The sequence below is a fragment of the Rhodococcus sp. NCIMB 12038 genome, from assembly GCF_002165735.1.
Classification (GTDB): Bacteria; Actinomycetota; Actinomycetes; order Mycobacteriales; family Mycobacteriaceae; genus Rhodococcus_F.
The window spans coordinates 25,412-44,940 of the sequence record NZ_NHML01000019.1 but is presented as its reverse complement, the minus strand read 5'-3'; the positions used below and the strand labels follow the sequence as shown (position 1 = coordinate 44,940).

Here is a 19,529-nt window from a genome sequence, read left to right as displayed (position 1 = left end):
GGGACGGCGACAGCGGAAACTGCTGTCATGACACGATCAGCAGCCCTCCCGGGCAGCCCTCCCGCGACCGACAGTTCAGCTACGCGACCAGAAACCTTATCCTCGATAGCTAGGAGCAGACCCGAATGGACGCGAAGTCGCCCAACAACTCCCACAGCGACGGTTCGACACCCGCTGAGACACCGACGAAACCGCGCCGCTCCACCGTTCGACGGCGGGTACTGATCGGTGTGGGTGTTGCCGCCGTCGCTGTCTTCGCATGGTTCGGGTTCTCGGCCTGGCAGGTCCAGCACAACCTCACCGGCGCGAGGGACAACGCGCAGCTCGCCAAGAATTCGCTGCTGGACGGCAACACCGAGGGTGCCCAGCGGGCGGCGGCCGAAGCCCGGGAACGGGCCGAAGACGCCCAGGACAACCTCCACTCGGCCCCCTGGAGTTCCCTCGCAGCCGTCCCCGGGCTCGGAGCACCTTTCGAGTCGGCGCAGCAGATGTCGGATGTCGTAGTCGGGCTCACTCGTGACGTTCTCACGCCCGCGGTCGACGTCGGCGTCGCGTTGTCGCCCCGGGATCTGATCGGCGAAGGCGGCAGCGTGCAACTCCAACCGCTGCGCGACGCCGCCCCGGCGTTGCAGGAAACGTCGATCGCGGCACGGAACCTGGCCACCCAGGCGCACGCCATTCGCGGCGCCGGATACGTCGGCCTGGTGGACGATGCGCGCACCGAACTGCAGAATCAAACCGACGACGTGGCGAAACTCCTGGAGAACACGACGATCGGCGCCAAGGTACTTCCGGCGATGCTCGGGCTCGACGGACCTCGAAGCTACTTCCTCGCCTTTCAGACCAACGCGGAGGCACGCGGCACCGGCGGACTCGTCGGCGGCTACAGCGTCATCCGGGCCAGCGACGGAAAGCTGGGCATCGAGAAACTCGGCAAGAACACCGAAGTGACCTACGACAAGCGGCCGCTCGACCTCGGTCCCGACTACAAGAGCATGTACGGCAACTACAACCCCTCGGTCGACATCCGCAACAGCAACCTGAGCTCCCACTTTCCGTACGCCGGCCAGATCTGGCAGTCCATGTGGGCGCAGGAGTCGGGCGAACGAGTCGACGGAGCGATCGCGACCGACCCGGTGGCGCTGAGCTACGTGCTGTCCGCCGTCGGCCCGGTCACCCTGCCCGACGGCGAGGTCGTCGACGCAAGCAACGTCGTCGAACTCACCGAATCCACCGCCTACACCCGCTTCATCACCAACGAGGCCAACTACACCGAAGACAACGCCGAACGCAAGGAATACCTGCAGACCATCGCCGGCAAGGTCGTCGAGAAGATGACCGGCAAGATCGAATCCCCTCAGCGACTGCTCGACGCGGTCGGTCGAGCAGCCGGGGAGCGCCGCATCGCGGTCTGGAGTTCCCACCCGGAAGAGCAGGCAATTCTCGCCGACACCACACTGGGATACACGGTGCCCGAAGATTCCGCCCCCTACGCCGGCGTCGTCATCAACAACAACGGCGGCAACAAGCTGGACTACTACCTCGACCGCGAGATCGACTACACCGCCGCCGACTGCACGGGCGACACCCGCACGTCAACAGTCACCGTGCGACTGACCAACAACACCCCGGACAGCAATTTTCCTCGCATCGTCGCAGGCACGTTCAAAGACAAGCCCCTGCCGTACGGCACCAACGTCGCCATGGTCTCGCTACTGTCGACCAACGGCGCGACCCTGACGAAGGCAAGCATCGACGGCAAGCAGTCGTTCGCCATCCAGGGAAAAGAACTGGGCCACCCCGTCTTCACGGTCCCCGTCACCATCCCGAAGGGCGCAACCGTCGAACTGCGATACGAACTGAACGAGCCCACCGCACCGGGTGAGGCACGGGTGCCGGTCCAGCCACTCGTCGATGATCCGAAGGTGACGGTCAATGCGCCAGTGTGCGGTGAGTGACCCTTCCGCTCGTCGGCCATGTTTCAGCCACGCACGAATCGAAGGACAGCAATGAGCGAAACGCAGGTTTCCGTGATCATCGTCACGTACAACAGCGAGGCCGTCATCGGCGATTGTGTTCGCCCGCTGTCCCGGCAGGACGGAATCGAACTCATCGTGCTGGACAATGCCTCCGCGGACAGCACTCTCGCCGTTCTCGCCGAGGCGGCACCGGACGCGGTCATCGTTCGGAACGAGGAGAACGTGGGTTTCGCCCGTGGCGTGAACCGCGCAGCGCGTCATGCACAGGGGCGGGCAATACTCCTGCTCAATCCCGATGCCCGCGTCTCCCCTCGAGACGTGCTCGCCCTGGCGGCCATCTTCGACGGATCGCCGGATGTCGGAATCGTCGCGCCGACACTCAGTCAACCGGCAGGACGCCTCGAGATCCGCGAAGGCGGCAGGAGACCCGACGCCGTCAGCGTGTTCAACCACTTTTCGGGCCTGTCACGACTGTCGCACAAGCATCCTCGCTTCGAAGGTCTGTATCTTCTCCACACCCACGATTTCGCGACGCGCGAGCTGGACTGGGTATCCGGAGCCTGCATGATGGTTCGCAAGCAGACGTGGGACGAATTGGGCGGGCTCACCGAACGATGGTTCATGTACGCGGAAGACCTGGAGTTCTGTCTTCGCACCCACCAACACGGCATGCGGATCGTCATGAGCGCCGAACAAACAGGAACCCACGCGGTCGGGGGCAGTACGGGCGCCACCGCATCGAGACGGCCGAATCCTGCCTGGGTGATCAATCTTTACGATCTGTACAAGTGGAAGATGGCCCGGAACCGGGTGCAGAGTGTCGCGTGGAAGGGCTTCGTCGTTGCGGGCCTTCTGTCGAGATCGGTTGCGTTCTACGTGAGATCGCTCGGCGCACCGGAGCGGTCCGAACTGTGGCGGTCCGAGTCACACAAGTTCCTCTGGTATTCCCGCTCACTACTCACGCAGTCCAGCAGAATCGGTGAGGCGGCACCATGACCTCACCGAATCCGCGAATCCTCGTGCTCTGGGCCGATCGGACTTCCACGAATCTCGGCCTCCGTGCTCTGGCGGAGGGAACAGAGTCGATTGTCGAACGGAGATGGCCGAAGGCCGAACTGACCTTCCATACCCAGGACAGTCCAGATACCCCGCTCAGCAAGCGCAGCGTACTCCGTGACGTCTTCCGTTCACGCGGACCGATCAAACGGGAACTCTCCCGATACGACATGATTTTGGATACCGGCGCAGGCGACAGCTTCACGGACATCTACGGCTTGCGACGCCTCATCTTGATGGCCTATGTACAGCGTACCGCCGCCCGGGCGGGCGTCCCTGTCATCCTCATGCCGCAGACGATCGGCCCTTTCGACAGCACGCTCGGACGGATGATCGCGGCGAGATCCCTTCAACAGGCCACCAGCGTGTTCGCCCGCGATCCAGTCAGCGTCGAGTATGCGAAACAGCTGGGACGGCGGTCGGCCTCCGAGTCGACAGACCTGGTATTCGCGCTGCCGCGTCCAGATCACACCGGCCCGATCGAACGGGACGTCGTGATCAACGTCTCGGGGCTCCTCTGGTGCGAAAATCCGCACGTCGACCACGAAAGTTACCGTCGATCCGTCACAGCCCTGATCGATGGGCTGCTGCAACGCGATCGCCGGGTCGCTTTGCTTGCACACGTACTCGATTCGACGGTGACAGATAACGATGTACCAGCAGTCCGAGAACTCGGGAGGCAGTTCGGGAACTCGGTCGAGATCCTCGTTCCGGACTCTTTGACCACAGTCCGCGGCATTCTCGCCACGGCGAACGTTGTCATCGGCGCGCGCATGCACGCCTGCCTCAACTCGTTGTCCGTGGGTACGCCGGCGATTCCCTGGGCATACTCTCGCAAGTTCGCGCCTCTGATGGATGCGCTGGGATGGCATACGCACGTCGACCTCAGGACGACACCGGATCCCGCACGCGAGACACTGGCGCTCATCGACTCGACGGACTTCACCGTGGCTCGCAACCGGGTGCGGCAACTCCTTGTCGGAACCGATTCGAGGATGAACGAACTCGGTGCCACCCTCGGCGACATCGGTGTCCGTCAGACAGCCCCGTGATCGATGTGGCCCCTGGTCACCACGTTGAAAGACTGACGGATGTCACTGGCGTCAAATAGCAACGACGCGGTACTCAGCCGAAGGGCACGCAGGCTCGCGATAGTGGTCACCAGCCAGCCCACAACGGACGCCAGCGCCGCGCCTGCACCGCCCAGAACGGGCCCTATGACGAACATCAACGCGACGCTCAGACCCAGCCCGACAAGCTGCGCCGCGGTCATGAGCATCCCTCTGTCCTGCGCCACGAGCATCTGGGACGCAACATAGTTCACGGTGAGAAAGACTGATCCGCACAGACATATCAGCGTAATCGGAACCGAACCCCGGAAGCCCTCACCGAAGATGAGCGGAATGAGTACGGGCGTGGTGCATGCCAGCACCACGACAGGCACGAATGCGGTCAGGGCGGTGATACGAATCGACAACGCCGACAGGCGCCTGCTGGCCTCCCCGGCCGAGGAAGCGGCGTCCCGGAACATCACGGACGCAATCGTGTGTCCCACCGTCATCGGCAAGCTCGCAACGGTTATCGCGATTGCAAACAATCCCGCATCGTGAGCTCCGATCGCAACCACTGCGACGATCTGCGGAAGCGTATTCGACGCCGTCTCCGCCGCTTGACTCCCGGCGAAGGCAACGCTCTCGCGCGCAAGTGGACGAAAACGGGATCTCGGTCCGCGCGGCGAAATTCGCGTGAGGTATACCCCGACCAGCGTCGACAGTAGTGTGCTCGCAGCCGCGCAGGTCAGTACCCACGGCAGGGTCAGGCTTCCGAGTATCCAACCGAGGGCAACTCCGAAGGTGAGCGCAACTGGTTGCGTCGACTGCAGGAGCGCAATTGCGCCGTACCGCCGGCCCCCGATCAACACGCTCTGAAAGCAGAGTGTTGCGATGAATCCGACGGAGCAACCCATCCCGACAATGAATGCCCTGGCACTGGTGGGATCGAGTTCGGCGATGACATACCGTTCGATCAGGAAGCCGATCGCAACGGCCACGGGGACCAGGAACGGCAGAACGATGTATATCGTCCGTAGTGTCGCTTCAGGAGCACCTGTCGACGCGCGTCGTCGCACCGCGAGCGGTAGCCCCATCCCCAAAATGACAGGTGCGAGGATCATGGCGGCGAAGCAAGCCGCATAAAGCCCTCGCCCTGCGGGTCCCAATTCGCGCGCGATCACCGGGGCAGTAATCAGGGGGGAAAGCTGAACGATCAGTCGCGTCAACGCAATGATGCTCGGCGACTGGACCACTGCCGAAATCTTCATCCGCACATCGCTGTCGGTTACCATCGCCTGGCCCGCCGAAACGTTCCAGCCATAGCGCGCAGGGTGCGAACGGGTGTGTTCAACGACAACCGCCACAGGCGGAACCCTCGATATCGAGGTGTCGGGTGTCCCGCAAGCCTGCTTCCCGCGAGACGTCCGAGCAGGGTGGCGCGTCGAACCACCTGGAACGGTTGCACAGCCGCAACGACGTCCGGGTCGACGGCTCGGACCGAGATCACGCCGTCCTGAGCGGCGCGCCGAATGACGTCCTCTCCCCGCCTGGTCCTCGCGATCAGGACGCTGAGCCCATCCTGTTCGGTGAAGTCGGGGTAACCCTTCGCGTCCGCTCGCCAGAAGTCACCGGCAGAGATGTCCGCGCTTTCACCCACGCCGTCCGGGCACAGCTTGCAACGCTGCTGGACCGCCGGCCCGAGATGCTTCCCCCACGAGTCGTCATACGACGTCCGAACCGAGTTGCCCTGCGCATCCTCCGCGTAGAAGTCGCCTGGCCAGCCGTGTCCTCGATATCGCACTGCCGCCAACTCGGTGTCCTCGTCCACACCGAGTTCGCGGATCAAGGAGTCGGTCGCGTGCTGACTCGGTACACCCGCGCAGAAGAAGGAAAGCAGCAGTGGAGGCTGTTGATCGCGGGACTTCGCAAGTGCTCTCAGCGCGGCTATCTCGCAGGGCTTCCCGACGACGGCTGATCCTGGATTGTCGATATCCGCCACCGACGCATTCGCTGTGGGTGCGTACCGTGACCCTGCGGCCCGGACGACGTCCGATCCTGTCCGAACGGCGCTCGATTCGGTCCTCTCAGGTTCCGACGCGGACGCGGCGGCAACAACCACGCTGTCGATCTGCCCGGTGGCGAGCAACCATTCGTTGAGAGCCGTGAGGGTGCCACCACTGCTTCCCTTGAATCGGAGGTCTTCGTCGAGTGCGTGGGCCTCCCATATCGACACGATCGGGCCCAAGAAGTCGTGACGTGTGGACTCGGCCGGACGCTGTGCCTGCACGGAAATACCGGGACACGATTGACGGAACTCCCCCAGGGCCGTCGGGTCGGCCTCCGGAGAATCGGACGAACTGATACGGGGACGTATGAATCCGTCGTCTGCAAGTGCCAGGACGACGTCCTTGTCGAGTAGCGCGCATGCCCCACAACCGGAACAATTTCCGCGCCGCACGACCTCCGCGATCTCGGTGTGTAATAGATTCCTGTGCACGAGTCAGAGGCCCCTCGGTACGGGGAATGCCGTCGTGGATCTGTCGCCGTGCTGCGACACCGCAGAATCCCCGTCGGGATCCGCCCTCTCATCCTCGTCGGTCAGCGGACGGATCAGCGACGCGATGACGATCCAGGTAACGCTGAACCAGAACATGCTGGTCATTGTCGCTGCCGCAGCAAACGCCACCACGACCGCGTAGGCGATCGGTCGCCTCTGCCACGGCACGTAGCGCAGCACCGTGACGACGAGCCCCAGTAACAACAACAAACCGACGATGCCCACGTCGTATAGAATCTGCACCGGAAGCATGATGATGTGGCCGGGAACGCCGGGCGATCCCGGCTGGTCGTGGCGCAAACTGAACGTGTTGGTGCCGTTGCCGAGCCACAGGTTCGCTCCGTGCATGTCCTCGGCGGCAGCCTTCGCCACCTCGATCCTGAAACCGATGTTTCCGCCCTGAAAGTCGATGTCACCCAACTTCCCCGACGGCTCGGTCGGCGAGTCCTCGGCGGAGGACGAGGCAGCCGCCTGTTCCGCTTTTTCGGCATTCTCACCGAAGGCGGGAAGGAAGGTCGCAGCGCCGTAGGCGACCACAATCCCGACGATCAAGACCACCGGACCGAACCAGAGCCCCGTGGATTGCCGGCGGCTCCGATACGCACGCACCAACTGATACGCCTGATACACGATCAGTCCTGCGACCAGACAGAAGACGGCCGTGCGTGTTTGTGAACCGATAACGCCCAGAGGGACGGCAATGGCGGCCGCGATCATCCAGATTCGGTTGCGTCCTTCTCGCGCGACGAGGAGAAGAGTCCACAACACCAGGATGGAGGCATAGATGTTGGCTTCCTGCGACGTCATGCGCGCCACGTAGACGTGGTACATCCCGTCGAAATCCGTACCGGGTGTGAAGCCGCCATGCGTAACGTTGGCGACGATGAAGGCGGCGAATCCCGCCAGTCCCCAGGGAACGACCCAACGAATTCCCGTGTTCTCGGCCCAAACCGCACGCGTGCCGAGCGAGATGATTCCCGCGAGCAGCAAGAGATCGATGATCAACCAGACCAGGATTGATGCGCTCTTACCGAGGCTCGGAGAGAACATCAGCGTGGCGACGACATTCCATGCGACAAACGCACCGAAGACAAGCACCACCGGATGTGTCAGGGCGCGCAGGAAGTCGGCCCTCGACTGTGAACACGTAGTCAACCACCCCACGAGGAGCAGCGGAACCACCTGCTCAACTCGGACGTTGTACCCCGCTATCGTCACAACGTATTGACCGAGGAACGAAGAGACGACAACAGCGACCACCAGGGCGAGGGTCACCACCTCATGCCTGTCGCGCCCGTGCAGGAGGGTGCGCCAACCCGCGACAAGTCGGGGTTCAGTGGACTGAGCAATCATCAATCAAGGTCCTTGGAGATTCGTCGAACTGGTCTGACCGATCGCCGCGAGAAGAGAATCCTCGTAACGCTGGCAGACATCTTCCCAGGTGTAGTAGTCGTACGCCCGCTGAAGTGCCCGATCGCGCATTACCTGCTGGCCTGCCGAATCGGCAATGACGTCGTTCACCGTGGTGACGATCTCAGAGGGTTCCGCCGCGACAAATCTTCCTGCGTCACCGAGGACCTCGCGGTTGTACACGGTGTCCCGGGCGACGATGGGCGCTTGGCACGCCATGGCCTGAACCAACGCCGGATTTGTTCCCCCAACACTGTGACCGTGAAAGTAGGCTCCGGCGTTCTGCCACAACGAGAACAGTTTCCGGTCGTCACTGACGTGACCCATCCACGTGATCCGCTCATTTCGCTGGGCCATCGCTCGCACCTGCTCATCCAGCTCGCCGCCGTATCCGGAGGAACCGACGATGACAACGTCGCGATCGCGACTCAATTCCTCCGCAGCCTCGAAGAACTCCACGACGGTATTCTCCGGCACGAAACGTGCCACCATCAGTACGTACTTGTTGGGAGTGAGTCCCTCGACCGGCGGGAGCGGGTCGACGAAGTCCCCTCCGTACGGGATGAAATCGCCCTCACGGTGAAAGTCGTTTTCCCACCGACGCTTGATCTCGAGGGAATCGACGACCAACCGCGTCGCGTAACGCGCCGTGAGAGTGGCCCCCGCCCGGAAGACCCGCTTTGCGCCGCTCCCCCACTTCGCTCGTTCCCACTCGATCCCGTCCACATTCACCACTGTGGGGATCCCGCGCGATTTGAGCGCAGGCAACCAGAATCCGTTCGCGACATTCAGGACCAGTGCCACGTCCGGCTTCTTCACCGCCGCATCCAGGCAGGACGTCAACCCGTAGGACAGGGTGCTGAGGGATCGAGACTCGAGCCCTACCGTATTGCGAACAACGACTCTCGGGTCACGTGCGGGATCGGTAGGAACCGTCGCGCCTGGGCGCGAATAAACGGTGACATCCCACCCCTTCTCCACAAGGCACGGAGCGAGATGTCGAATGAGGGTTTCGAAGCCACCGTAGTAACTCGGATAGCCCCTCGTGCCGATGATTGCAACCGAACGACCCGCTGACGTCATCAAATCCCTGTTCTTTCTGTCGAAAACCACGCTGTTCACCGGCTGTGTGGTTCGGCCTATTTGCTGTCCGCCAGCTCTGAAATGGTTGTTCGGATGGTTTCCACGGTGAGATCCCAATCTCCGGTTCTTCGAGACTCCACGCTTGACGGTGAGGCACCGTCCTGGCGTCGCTCGTGACCGGCGGCCACGAGGCCGGTGATCGCGTTCGAAATCGCGGACACATCGTGTGGATCGACGTACTCTGCGTACTCGGCCAAATTCTCTCGCATTACCGGTATGTCACTCACGAGGACGCGCGCGCCGAAGTAGCCCGCCTCCACCGGCGGCAGACCGTACCCCTCACCGAGCGAGAGGAAGCAGAACAGCGCGCAGTTCTCGTAGAGCCATCGCAGTTCCTCATCTGTCGCAAACTCGATGAACACAACGGCACCCGACACGACAGCCGACCTGACAGCGTCACTCGACTCCGAGAAGCGACCGGATCTTTGACCGACAACGACGAGGGGGAAGCGCTCCGAGACTTCACCCGACTCGATCGCGGCGACGATCGTGTTCTCGAGGTTCTTGCGAATATTCAGTCTCCCGACGGTGAGCAGGAACCCGCGGGTCTTCAGTGGGTACTGCGGCCTTCGTGCTCGCGCTTCCAGCAGCGTTGTCGACAGTCCCAGGCCCGTCACGGTCACCTCGGAAGAGATGGTGTTGTACGCAGAAACGCGCTCCGCCTCGTTGCGAGTGGTCGTCAGCACACGGCCGGTGCGCTTCGCCAGGAACGGAATTGCCGAGAGGTAGATTCGCTCGATCGCCGTAAACCACTCCGGGTTGCTCTGGAAGAGAACATCGTGCACGAGCACTGCCGCGTTCGAGGTCGGTGCACCGAAATTCTGGAGAAAGAGTGCGTCGAAGTCCCGCCCAGACTTGAAGAAAAGGGGGAGCTCAATCGCATTGATGGCCGGATGGCGCCTCATTCGCGTCGATATACGCCCGACCCCTGCGGGCAAGTCCGCTTCGGAATCACTCCACTTGGACGGAATCGCCAGGACGAGTTCATCGTCTGGAAACGCCGTCCGCCATCTACGAACGATCTCACGTAACACGAGCCGGTTCGAATACGGTCCATCGACCCACCAATAGGCATCGACCAGGATTCTCACTACCAGTTCACCAGCTTCCCCGTGTCGGTGGGCACCGGAACACATCTCGAGAAGGGCACCGCACGATTGACGTCATTGTGGATCAATACGCACCGTCACCACGCACGACCGCCTTCAGGGTCTTGGCGATGATCAGCATGTCGCCGACCATCGACCAGTTCTCGACGTAGGACAGGTCGAGACGCACCGAGTCCTCCCACGAGAGGTCCGAGCGCCCGCTGATCTGCCACAGGCCGGTGACACCCGGCCGCACCAGGAGCCGGCGATGCACCTCGTTCTCGTACGACTCGACCTCGACACGCAGCGGGGGCCTCGGTCCCACCACACTCATTTCTCGTCGCAGCACGTTGATGAACTGTGGCAATTCGTCGATGCTGAATTTGCGCATGATGCGGCCCACCCGGGTGACACGCGGGTCGTCTCGCAGTTTGAACAGCACGCCGGCGCCCTCGTTGGGGCCGCTCAAGGTGGCACTGTGCCGGTCTGCCTCGTCTACCATCGACCGGAACTTCAGCATCGGGAACGGTTTGCCGTCCAATCCCATTCGCTCCGACTTGTAGAACACGGGTCCCCGGCTCGTCAGCTTGACGGCGGCGGCCGCGAACAGCATCAGGGGACTGACCAGTACGAGTGCGACGATCGCGAAGATCAGATCGAACGAAGTCTTCCCGAATCGCTTGGCTCCGTGGTAGCGCGGCTTCTCCACGTGGATCAGGGGCAGGCCTGCGACGGGCCGCATCTCGAGGCGTGGCCCGGAAACATCCATCATTCCGGGAGCGACCACCATGTCTACGTTCAACTGCTCGAGATCCCACACCATTTCGCGAAGCCCGTGATGGCCGAGATGCTCGGTCGCCGTGACCGCGACGGTGTCGGCGCCGGATCGCTCGATCGCGTCGACGACGTCGTGCTCGTCGCCGAGTACGGGTATCCGCCGTCCGTCCACGGTGATCGTGTCTTCGGTCGCCCGGTGGTGCGCCGGGATGCAGACCCCGACCACGTTGTATCCGTCGGCTGTTCCACGGTCGAACGTCCGCGCGAGGTTGCGCACGGAGTGTTCGGCTCCAACGACCAGGACGGACGTCTGGCACAGTCCGCGCGCACGCTTGCGGGCGAGGACGCGGCGCCACATCCACCGGGTCAGCAGAAGACCGAGGAGGCCCGTGGGAAACGCGATCGCCAGATACAACCGCGCCAATTCCACGTGCAGGAGAAGCGCCGCGATCGCGATGAGCCCGAACAGTCGTAGCGTCGCGGTGGCGATGCGCCGATACTCCTCGGGGCCGCTCCCGACCACACGCGGCGACCGTACGTGGAAAACGGCGAGTATGCCGAGCCAGGAGGTCACGAGGGCGACGGAGATCAGTCCGTAGCTCACATTGCTCAGCGTGCGCGAGTCGACGAGGGTCCCGTAGCCGCCGAAGCGCACCCATTGGGCCAGAGCGACCGCTGCCACGACGACGAGGGTGTCGGTGAGGAGGATTCGCCTCAGGTACACGGCCAGCCACTGCCGCCGTGCGACACCGCGCTGCGCCGGAACTGCCGCAACGCCGTGTACAACCGACGCTCGCTCCACAGTCGAGTTGAACGTCGCCATGCATCCCCTCCACTGTCGAACCGATCGCCGGCAGAGTGATGATCGAGTCGGCCGTATCGCGACAGCGGATTTCAGGACGTACAACAGTGCCGCCGTCACCCATGGCGCAACGCCTTGCGTGCCGTGCGGCCTTTACACGAAGGTGACTGATGTCCTACGAGTAACGATCCAAACTGCCCCGAGCACCGCCATGTGGCTGGACGACATCGAACATTCACAACGAGTGTCGAACCTAGCAGCGCAATTCGGTTCTGTCGCATCTTCACAGAAGATATCAGACCGCGCGGTCTGCACTAAACCCCCATTGAGCAGCGGTTATCGACTCGTAGAATTGACTTGGACACAGTCGATTTCGACAAACTGACCACAAGTGCTGAGGCGGAACGATTTTCGTCCGATCAAGTCTGCGCACAGTCGCCTGGACGGAGCCGTGGTGCGGACAAAGGCCTTCAATACATACTCGAAGCCGGTTGTCGCCAGACGTATTCGATCTCGCCGCCGCGAATGGGTGCGGCATTCCGAGCCGGCGACGAATTCGAGTAACAGTTCGGAGGATTGGGCGCCGTTATCGAGCCACCGGCGTCCGTGCGATCCGTGACCGCACGCGGGCGGTGACCTGCCAGATCCGGGTGGTGTCGTGGACGCTGATGCACGGCACTCCGAGTGCGCGGGCGCGCTGGACGGCATCCGATTCCTTCGCGGAGCAGCGCCCGTCCAGCACGTCCTCGGTGACGATGACGCAGAGCACGTCCCCCTCGAATTCGCGGATCGGTTCCAGGCCGTGGAGTACCACCCATTGCCGGACCATCGCCCACTGCGACACGTCGTTGTAGCGGGTGGGATTGCCGACGAACAGCACGCGGCGAGACCGACGGGCTCGGGCGACATCGAGGCTGGAGATGGGTGACATGACGAAGATTCCTGTCCCTGTGAACGGCTGATCCCGGTACGGGACAACTCTCCCGCGGCCAGCCGTTCACGTCTGTCCTCCGATCAGGTCGCGCAGCGGATGAATCCCGATTCCCCCGATCGGAGGACACCCCACGTGAGTGGGAAAGCGTGCCCGGGCACGCATCGGCGCTCACATGCCCGGGCCCGCGTGCGCTCAGGGAGTCGTGGGTGGCTGTTCCTCGTCCACCGGCGGATCCTCCCCCTCGGCCTCCTGATCCTCTTCACCCTCGGCCGGCGGCTCGTTCTCCCCGGCGGGAGGTTCCTCCTCGGCCACCGGCGTTTCCTCCTCGACCACGGGCGGCTGCTCGGTGGGAGTCTGCTCCGCCACCGGCGGGTTCTCGACGACGGCAGGCGGCGGCACCACCACCGGCGCCTGCTGCTGACCGGCGACCGGAGCCTGCCCGCCCCCACCCGAGCCACCCTGTCCGGTCCCCTGCGAACCGCCGCCGTTCGACTCGGGTTCGACGGCCGGCGGTGCGAGCTCCGACGCCGGTGGCGTGGTTGCTGCGGCGGTGGTTGTCGCCTTGGACGTCGAGCTGGACGTTTCGGATGTGGGCGTCGGTTCGCTGTCGGACCCGCAGGCCGACAGCGTCAGGAGTGCACAACTTGCCGCGATGACCACCGAGCGTTTCAAGGACCGTCTCCTTCGTTCGAGTATCTATCGATCGAACGGAACATACGGTTCGTTTGGTATGTTTTGTCCTTATTGTGAGAATTCGTCACCGTTCCGACACGAACTGCCGCTCAGCTTCCCGCGGCCCTGCGCGCTGCCCGCTTGGCCCACGCGTTGCGCACCAGCGACAGCGGGGTCGGCGGAACCCAGCCCAGCTGGACTGCCTGACCGAGGTCGTCCCGGGTCGCCCAGTGCTCGACGACGCGGCCGTCCTCGACGCGCAACCAGTGCGACTGCTTGACCGCGAGCACTCGCCCCGTCGGCGCGAACACCTGGTCGATCGATCCGCGCTCGTCGTAGACGACGAAGGGGCCGGAGTGCCTGCCCTTCATGATCGTGTAGACGACGGCGAGGTTGCCCTCGACCACGACGTCCTCGATGTCGAACCGCAGTTCGGAGAAGGCGGTGCGCAGCCATTCGGCGGTGGCGTAGAACGCGTCGGGTCCGCGCCCTCGCGTCCGCGGGGGTTCGGTCGCACTCTCCCGGTTGAATGCGTCCGGGTGGACGACGGCGTCGAGATCGGCGCGGCTTCCGTTCGCCATGAGCTCGATCGACCGGACAGCGAGAGATTTCACTTGGTCCGACGGGAACGGTTCCTCCATGTTCACGGTGCACTCCGCAACAATCGGTTGGAACTCTCAGTATTCGACCGCCGTCGCCTCGAAGTCAACGATCCCGTGCCGGTCGAGCGGGTGCAGATTTGCGCGCGCCTCAGCACAACGGCGGTCGGCGGCGGTACCGTCGGGGAGGTGATGGGACTGCCTGATGCGATCTCGGCCTGCTTGTTCGATCTCGACGGTGTGCTCACGGCAACGGCGGTACTGCACCGGAAGGCGTGGAAACGCACATTCGACGAGTTCCTGAAGCACCGGGAGGGCGCGAACTTCCAGCCCTTCACCGACCAGGACTACTTCGACTACGTCGACGGACGCCCCCGCGCCGACGGGGTCCGGACCTTCCTCACCTCCCGCAACATCACGTTGCCGGAGGGGTCGCCGGACGATCCGCCCGGCGCCGAGACCGTGAACGGCGTCGGGAACACCAAGAACCGGCTGCTGCTGAAGGTCATCGACGAGGAGGGCCCCAGCCCCTACCCCGGCTCGGTCCGCTACATCAGCGCGGCCTACGACGCCGGCCTGAAGATCGCCGTGGTCACGTCCTCCGCGAACGGGAAGGCCGTACTCGACGCCGCCGACCTCAGCCGCTACGTCCACGTCCGCATCGACGGAGTGGTGATCCGGGAGCAGGGTCTCCGCGGAAAACCGGCACCGGATTCGTATCTGGCGGCCGCCCGCGCACTCAATGTGCACCCCGACCAGGCGGCCGTGTTCGAGGACGCCCTGTCCGGGGTGGAATCGGGGCGCGCAGGTGAATTCGGTTACGTCGTCGGAGTGAATCGGAACGATCAGGCCGACGCGCTTCGTGAGCACGGTGCCGACGTGGTGGTGAACGACCTGGCCGAACTCCTGGAGAGGTGAGCATGGACGACAAGGGCTACGAGATCTCGCCGTGGCAGCTGAAATGGCGCGGACTGGATCTGGAGGCACTCCACGCCACCGAATCCACCTTCGCACTGTCCAACGGGCACATCGGGATTCGTGGCACGTTCGAGGAGGGTGAACCGCGCGGTCTCCCCGGCACCTACCTCAACGGGTTCTACGAGCAACGGCCCCTGCCGTATGCGGAGGCCGGCTACGGCTACCCCGAAGACGGGCAGACCGTCGTCAACGTGACCGACGGCAGCATCATCCGCCTGCTCGTGGAAGACGAGCCCATGGACATGCGGTACGGCAGCGCACCCGCGCACGAGCGGGTCCTCGACTTCCGCTCGGGCACCCTGCGCCGCACCACCGAATGGACGTCACCGACCGGGCGCCGGGTCCGCATCCATTCGGAGCGGCTCGTGTCCTTCACCTCGCGCGCGGTCGCCGCCATCCACTACGAGGTCGAGCCACTCGACGGCGACATCGAACTCGTCCTGCAATCGGATCTGCTGGCCAACGAACAGATCCCCACCCGCACGGACGACCCGAGAGTGGCGGCCGCCCTGGACCGTCCGCTCGTGCCCGATTTCGCGGCCGCTCACGACTTCCGCGCGGTGCTCGCCCACCACACGAGGGCCTCGGGACTGCGGATGGCCGCGGGTATGGACCACGAGATCGAGTACCCCGCCAACGGGCGGTGCAGCATCGAGACGGAAGAGGATCTGGCCCGGCTCACCGTGGCCGTCGACATTCCGCAGGGAGAGCGCCTGAGAGTGACGAAGTACCTGGCCTACGGGTGGTCGGCGCGGCGGTCGACCCCGGCCCTGCGCGGCCAGGTCGAGGGAGCGCTCGCCGGGGCACTCGAAACCGGCTGGGAGACCCTGCTGAAACGGCAGCGGGAGTACCTCGACGCCTTCTGGGCGACGGCGGACGTCGAGATCGACGGTGACGCGGAACTTCAGCAGGCGGTCCGGTTCGCACTGTTCCACGTGCTGCAGGCAGGTGCTCGCGGTGAGTCGCGCGCGATCCCCGCGAAGGGACTGACCGGCCCCGGCTACGACGGGCACGCGTTCTGGGACACCGAGACGTTCGTACTCCCCCTGCTCACGTACACGGTGCCGGATTCGGCCCGCGACGCACTGCGCTGGCGGCACTCCACGCTGGACAAGGCGAAGATCCGGGCTGTGCAACTGGGGCAGGCCGGCGCCGTGTTTCCGTGGCGCTCGATCAACGGCGAAGAGTGCTCCGGCTATTGGCCCGCGGGCACTGCGGCGTTTCATGTGGGAGCCGACGTCGCCGTCGCGACGTCCCGGTATCTGGCCGCGACCGGGGACGAGGAATTCGAAGCCGAGTGCGGCGTCGAACTTCTCGTGGAAACCGCCCGGCTGTGGACGTCGCTCGGTCACCACAATGCGCAGGGCGAGTTCCGGATCGACGGCGTCACCGGACCGGACGAGTACACCGCCGTCGCCGACAACAACGTGTTCACCAACCTCATGGCGCAGAAGAATCTGCGTGACGCGGCTGCCGCCTGCGAGCGACGCCCCGGGCTGGCGCGCGAACTCGGCGTCGACGACGAGGAATCGGCGTTGTGGCGTGATGCCGCCGAGCACATGCGCATACCGTTCGATGACGCTCTCGGTGTGCACCAGCAATCCGACGCCTTCACCCATCACGCCGAATGGGACTTCGAAGGCACCCCGCCCGAGCACTATCCGCTGCTGCTGAACTACCCGTACTTCGACCTGTACCGCAAGCAGGTGGTGAAGCAGGCAGACCTGGTGCTGGCGATGTATCTTCGCGGCGACGCCTTCACCGACGAGCAGAAGATTGCCAATTTCGCCTATTACGAGGCCCTGACGGTTCGGGACTCCTCACTGTCGGCGTGTGTCCAGTCCGTGATGGCAGCCGAGGTCGGTCAACTCCAACTCGCGTACGACTACCTCGCCGAGGCCGCGCTGACCGATCTCCACGACCTCCACTCCAACGTGGAGAACGGTTTACACATCGCCTCACTCGCCGGGACGTGGATGGCGTGTGTCGCAGGATTCGGCGGAATGCGCGACCACGACGGCGACATCTCCTTCGCACCCCGAATACCACCACAGCTGGTCAACCTGTCGTTCCGGATGACGGTGCGGGGCAGCCAGATCCACGTCGACATCCGCGCCAAGACCGCAACCTACCGACTGCTGTCGGGCGAACCGGTCGAACTCGCCCATCACGGGAACCTATTCACTCTCGACACCTTCCCCGTGACACGGCCGATCCCGGATCCGCCGAACACCACGGCCCTACGGCAACCGTACGGCCGGGCACCCGCGCGTCGCGGCTGAGATCGATTACCCGGTACCCAACTTTCCGCGCGAGTAAACGGACACGCGCACAACACACCGTCTCAGTCCGACAACAGAATTGCGCCAACCTGACGAAGGGTGTTTTGCCGGACGAAATCACCCCCGGCGCTGTAGCGTCATGCACGAACGTCCCATTTGTGCCAATTCGAGACTTCGCCCGACACGCCGCACGAAAGATTCGCCGATGCCCGCTGCCGTACCTGTCCGCTCACACACTTCCCGACTGCTCGCCGTGCTCGCCGCGTGTGGGTTGACGTTGCTGTCGCTTCCGGTGGCGCATGCGCAGGATCCGGTCTCCACGGAGGTCGAACCGCAGCCCGGTGGGGCTGTTTCTCTGGATTCGCGGACTCTCGGTTTCGGTGAGGCGGTGCCGTTCCGCGGCAATCACGACGAGGTGACCATCTCGGTGCCGGTCCCGCAGGGACTCACGCCGACATCCCTCGACGGGGTGGTCGATCTTCCCGGCAATGTCGGTCGGGCGTGGATCGATGTCGAGTCCGCGGGTCGTTCGCTCGGCCGGGTGGATCTGCCGGGGGCACCTGCTCAGAGTGCGCCGGTGTCGATTCCCCTCGCGGGCGCGGAGCTGACCGATCAGGCGGTCGCGGTGACCCTCCGGACGACGTTGGTGCCGCTGGACGGCGTCTGCCCGCAGGACTGGACGGGACGCAGCCTGACCTTCCGCGACGTCCGCACCGCCTACAGCGGGACGCCCGCGAACCCGACGGTCGTCGCGGACTTCCTGCCGCCGGTCCTGCAGCAGTTGCACCTCTACCTTCCAGGCGATCCCAGTTCGGCGGAGAGCGCGGCGGCCGTCGACCTCGGCGCGGCCGTCGTCGCCTATTACGGCGCGCAACCGGTGCGGGTCGACGTGCGGCGACTCCCCGACGGACAGTTGACGCCGACGTCCGCCGACAGCCCGTTCGAGCGTTCCGTGGTGATCCGTGAGAGCGGCACCGCCGCGACCGAGTTGATCCCGGCCCCCACGGGTCCCCCGGCTCTGCGGCTGACCGGCGACGAGCGCACGCTTTTGAACCAGAGCCGACTGATCACCAGCCAGGTGGCGAGCATTGCGGTGGAGGCCCGCGCGACAGCCGGCTCGATGGACAACCCGCCGATCCTCGCTCCCACGTCGACCACGCTGCGCGGGCTCGGCCAGACCAACCTCAGCTCCACCGCGCACGGCCGCGTCGAGGTCGCGCTCGGACTCGACCAGACCCGGCTCGGCCGGGCCTCGGACACCGTGCGCGTCAATCTGCAGGGCACGTACACACCGCTGCCGAGCAATCAGAACGGCCTGATCTCCGTCTCCGCGGGCGACCGGCAGGTGGCCAGCTGGGCCGCCGAACCCAGTGGCGCGATCGACCGTTGGATCGACGTGCCGAACGACGCACTGCGCCGGGTCACCACGCTCACCGTCGCCCTGCAGACCACGGGCTCCACCAACCAGTGCGGACTCGAACAACCCGTCACCCTGTCGATCGACCCCGCCAGCGAGGTCACCAGCGAACCGTCGGGCACCCCGCATCCGGGTGGCTTCGAGTCGCTGCCGCAGTCGTTGCTGCCGAGCGTCGACGTCGCGGGCACCGTCGGCGGATTCGACGACACCGCACGCGCCGTGGCCGTGGTGACGGGACTGCAGTCGCTGACCACCGTCGAACTCGACCCGCATTGGGTCTCGATCGACGAGGCCGTCGGTTCGGAGTCGCCCGCCATCCTCATCGCGGCCGACGGGAATCTGCCGGACGGCGTCCCGCTGCCCCTGTCGAGCACCGAGGACTCCACGTTCGAATTGACCGATCCGGGAACCGACGGCTCCACCACCGTCACGTTCGGCGCACCGATCGACTTCGCGTCACTGCAGACCGCGTTCGACGGCACCCGGCAGGTGGTGGTCGCCGGATCCACCGGTGTGCCCGGCGAACTCGACCGGACGCTCGAATGGCTGCGCGCGACACCGGATGCCTGGGCGAGCCTGAACGGCGACATCCTCTTCACCGCCGCGAACCGCGACCCCGTCGAACTGTCGATACCCGACACCGCGGGGAGTGCGGGCTCGTCCGGCGTCTCCACGACGGTCGGGTGGGTGCTCGGCATCGCCGGCATCCTGCTGCTGGTGGGCATCGTGATCGCGGCGGCGGTCGTGATGCGCCATCGCCGGACCCGTCCGCTGCCACGCTGA

At 64.6% G+C, this 19,529-nt stretch carries 15 protein-coding genes; 6 read left to right on the top strand and 9 right to left on the bottom strand.

Annotated elements, in window-relative coordinates:
• The first annotated feature begins 125 nt into the window (after window positions 1-125).
• The 3 genes from CA951_RS26760 to CA951_RS26750 are packed head-to-tail and all read left to right on the top strand — an operon-like array spanning window position 126 to window position 4,087.
• A complete protein-coding gene (locus CA951_RS26760; protein ID WP_087559710.1) occupies window positions 126-1,958 on the top strand; it encodes a DUF4012 domain-containing protein in 1,833 nt (610 codons plus the stop codon).
• 51 nt (window positions 1,959-2,009) lie between these two features.
• Window positions 2,010-2,975 (top strand): glycosyltransferase family 2 protein, encoded by a 966-nt coding sequence (locus CA951_RS26755; RefSeq protein ID WP_087559709.1) that lies wholly within the window; start codon window positions 2,010-2,012, stop codon window positions 2,973-2,975.
• A complete protein-coding gene (locus CA951_RS26750) occupies window positions 2,972-4,087 on the top strand; it encodes a polysaccharide pyruvyl transferase family protein (protein ID WP_087559708.1) in 1,116 nt (371 codons plus the stop codon). Before CA951_RS26755 ends, CA951_RS26750 begins: the two co-directional genes overlap by 4 nt.
• Here CA951_RS26750 and CA951_RS26745 read toward each other — a convergent pair.
• From CA951_RS26745 to CA951_RS26705, 9 genes are all read right to left on the bottom strand, one after another.
• Window positions 4,072-5,451 (bottom strand): lipopolysaccharide biosynthesis protein, encoded by a 1,380-nt coding sequence (locus tag CA951_RS26745; protein ID WP_256974095.1) that lies wholly within the window; start codon window positions 5,449-5,451, stop codon window positions 4,072-4,074. The genes CA951_RS26750 and CA951_RS26745 overlap by 16 nt on opposite strands.
• The gene (locus CA951_RS26740; RefSeq protein WP_256974094.1) at window positions 5,373-6,374 is read right to left on the bottom strand and encodes a Coenzyme F420 hydrogenase/dehydrogenase, beta subunit C-terminal domain; all 1,002 of its coding nucleotides are present in this window, start codon (window positions 6,372-6,374) and stop codon (window positions 5,373-5,375) included. The genes CA951_RS26745 and CA951_RS26740 overlap by 79 nt, the downstream gene beginning before the upstream one ends.
• 213 nt (window positions 6,375-6,587) lie before the next feature.
• Window positions 6,588-7,997: an O-antigen ligase family protein gene (locus tag CA951_RS26735; protein WP_256974093.1), complete on the bottom strand. Its 1,410-nt coding sequence runs from the start codon at window positions 7,995-7,997 to the stop codon at window positions 6,588-6,590.
• 3 nt (window positions 7,998-8,000) lie between these two features.
• A complete protein-coding gene (locus tag CA951_RS26730) occupies window positions 8,001-9,137 on the bottom strand; it encodes a glycosyltransferase (RefSeq protein WP_087559813.1) in 1,137 nt (378 codons plus the stop codon).
• A gap of 56 nt (window positions 9,138-9,193) precedes the next feature.
• Window positions 9,194-10,288 carry a glycosyltransferase family 1 protein gene (locus CA951_RS26725; protein ID WP_087559706.1) on the bottom strand — a complete coding sequence of 365 codons (1,095 nt, stop codon included), beginning with the start codon at window positions 10,286-10,288 and terminating at the stop codon, window positions 9,194-9,196.
• An 82-nt stretch (window positions 10,289-10,370) separates the two neighbouring features.
• Window positions 10,371-11,885 (bottom strand): sugar transferase, encoded by a 1,515-nt coding sequence (locus tag CA951_RS26720; RefSeq protein ID WP_087559705.1) that lies wholly within the window; start codon window positions 11,883-11,885, stop codon window positions 10,371-10,373.
• A gap of 565 nt (window positions 11,886-12,450) precedes the next feature.
• The gene (locus tag CA951_RS26715) at window positions 12,451-12,795 is read right to left on the bottom strand and encodes a hypothetical protein (RefSeq protein WP_087559704.1); all 345 of its coding nucleotides are present in this window, start codon (window positions 12,793-12,795) and stop codon (window positions 12,451-12,453) included.
• A gap of 195 nt (window positions 12,796-12,990) precedes the next feature.
• Window positions 12,991-13,470 carry a chromosome condensation regulator RCC1 gene (locus CA951_RS26710; protein WP_087559703.1) on the bottom strand — a complete coding sequence of 160 codons (480 nt, stop codon included), beginning with the start codon at window positions 13,468-13,470 and terminating at the stop codon, window positions 12,991-12,993.
• Between the two features lie 110 nt (window positions 13,471-13,580).
• Window positions 13,581-14,111, bottom strand: coding sequence for an ester cyclase (locus CA951_RS26705; protein ID WP_179220320.1), 531 nt, complete (start codon window positions 14,109-14,111; stop codon window positions 13,581-13,583).
• 150 nt (window positions 14,112-14,261) lie between these two features.
• Here CA951_RS26705 and CA951_RS26700 point away from each other — a divergent pair, with 150 nt between their 5' ends.
• From CA951_RS26700 to CA951_RS26690, 3 genes are all read left to right on the top strand, one after another.
• Complete coding sequence (locus CA951_RS26700; RefSeq protein ID WP_087559812.1) at window positions 14,262-14,987, top strand: HAD family phosphatase; 726 nt, start codon at window positions 14,262-14,264, stop codon at window positions 14,985-14,987.
• A gap of 2 nt (window positions 14,988-14,989) precedes the next feature.
• On the top strand, window positions 14,990-17,329 hold the full coding sequence (locus CA951_RS26695; RefSeq protein ID WP_087559701.1) for a glycoside hydrolase family 65 protein: 2,340 nt from the start codon (window positions 14,990-14,992) through the stop codon (window positions 17,327-17,329).
• A 205-nt stretch (window positions 17,330-17,534) separates the two neighbouring features.
• Window positions 17,535-19,529 (top strand): hypothetical protein, encoded by a 1,995-nt coding sequence (locus tag CA951_RS26690; RefSeq protein WP_087559700.1) that lies wholly within the window; start codon window positions 17,535-17,537, stop codon window positions 19,527-19,529.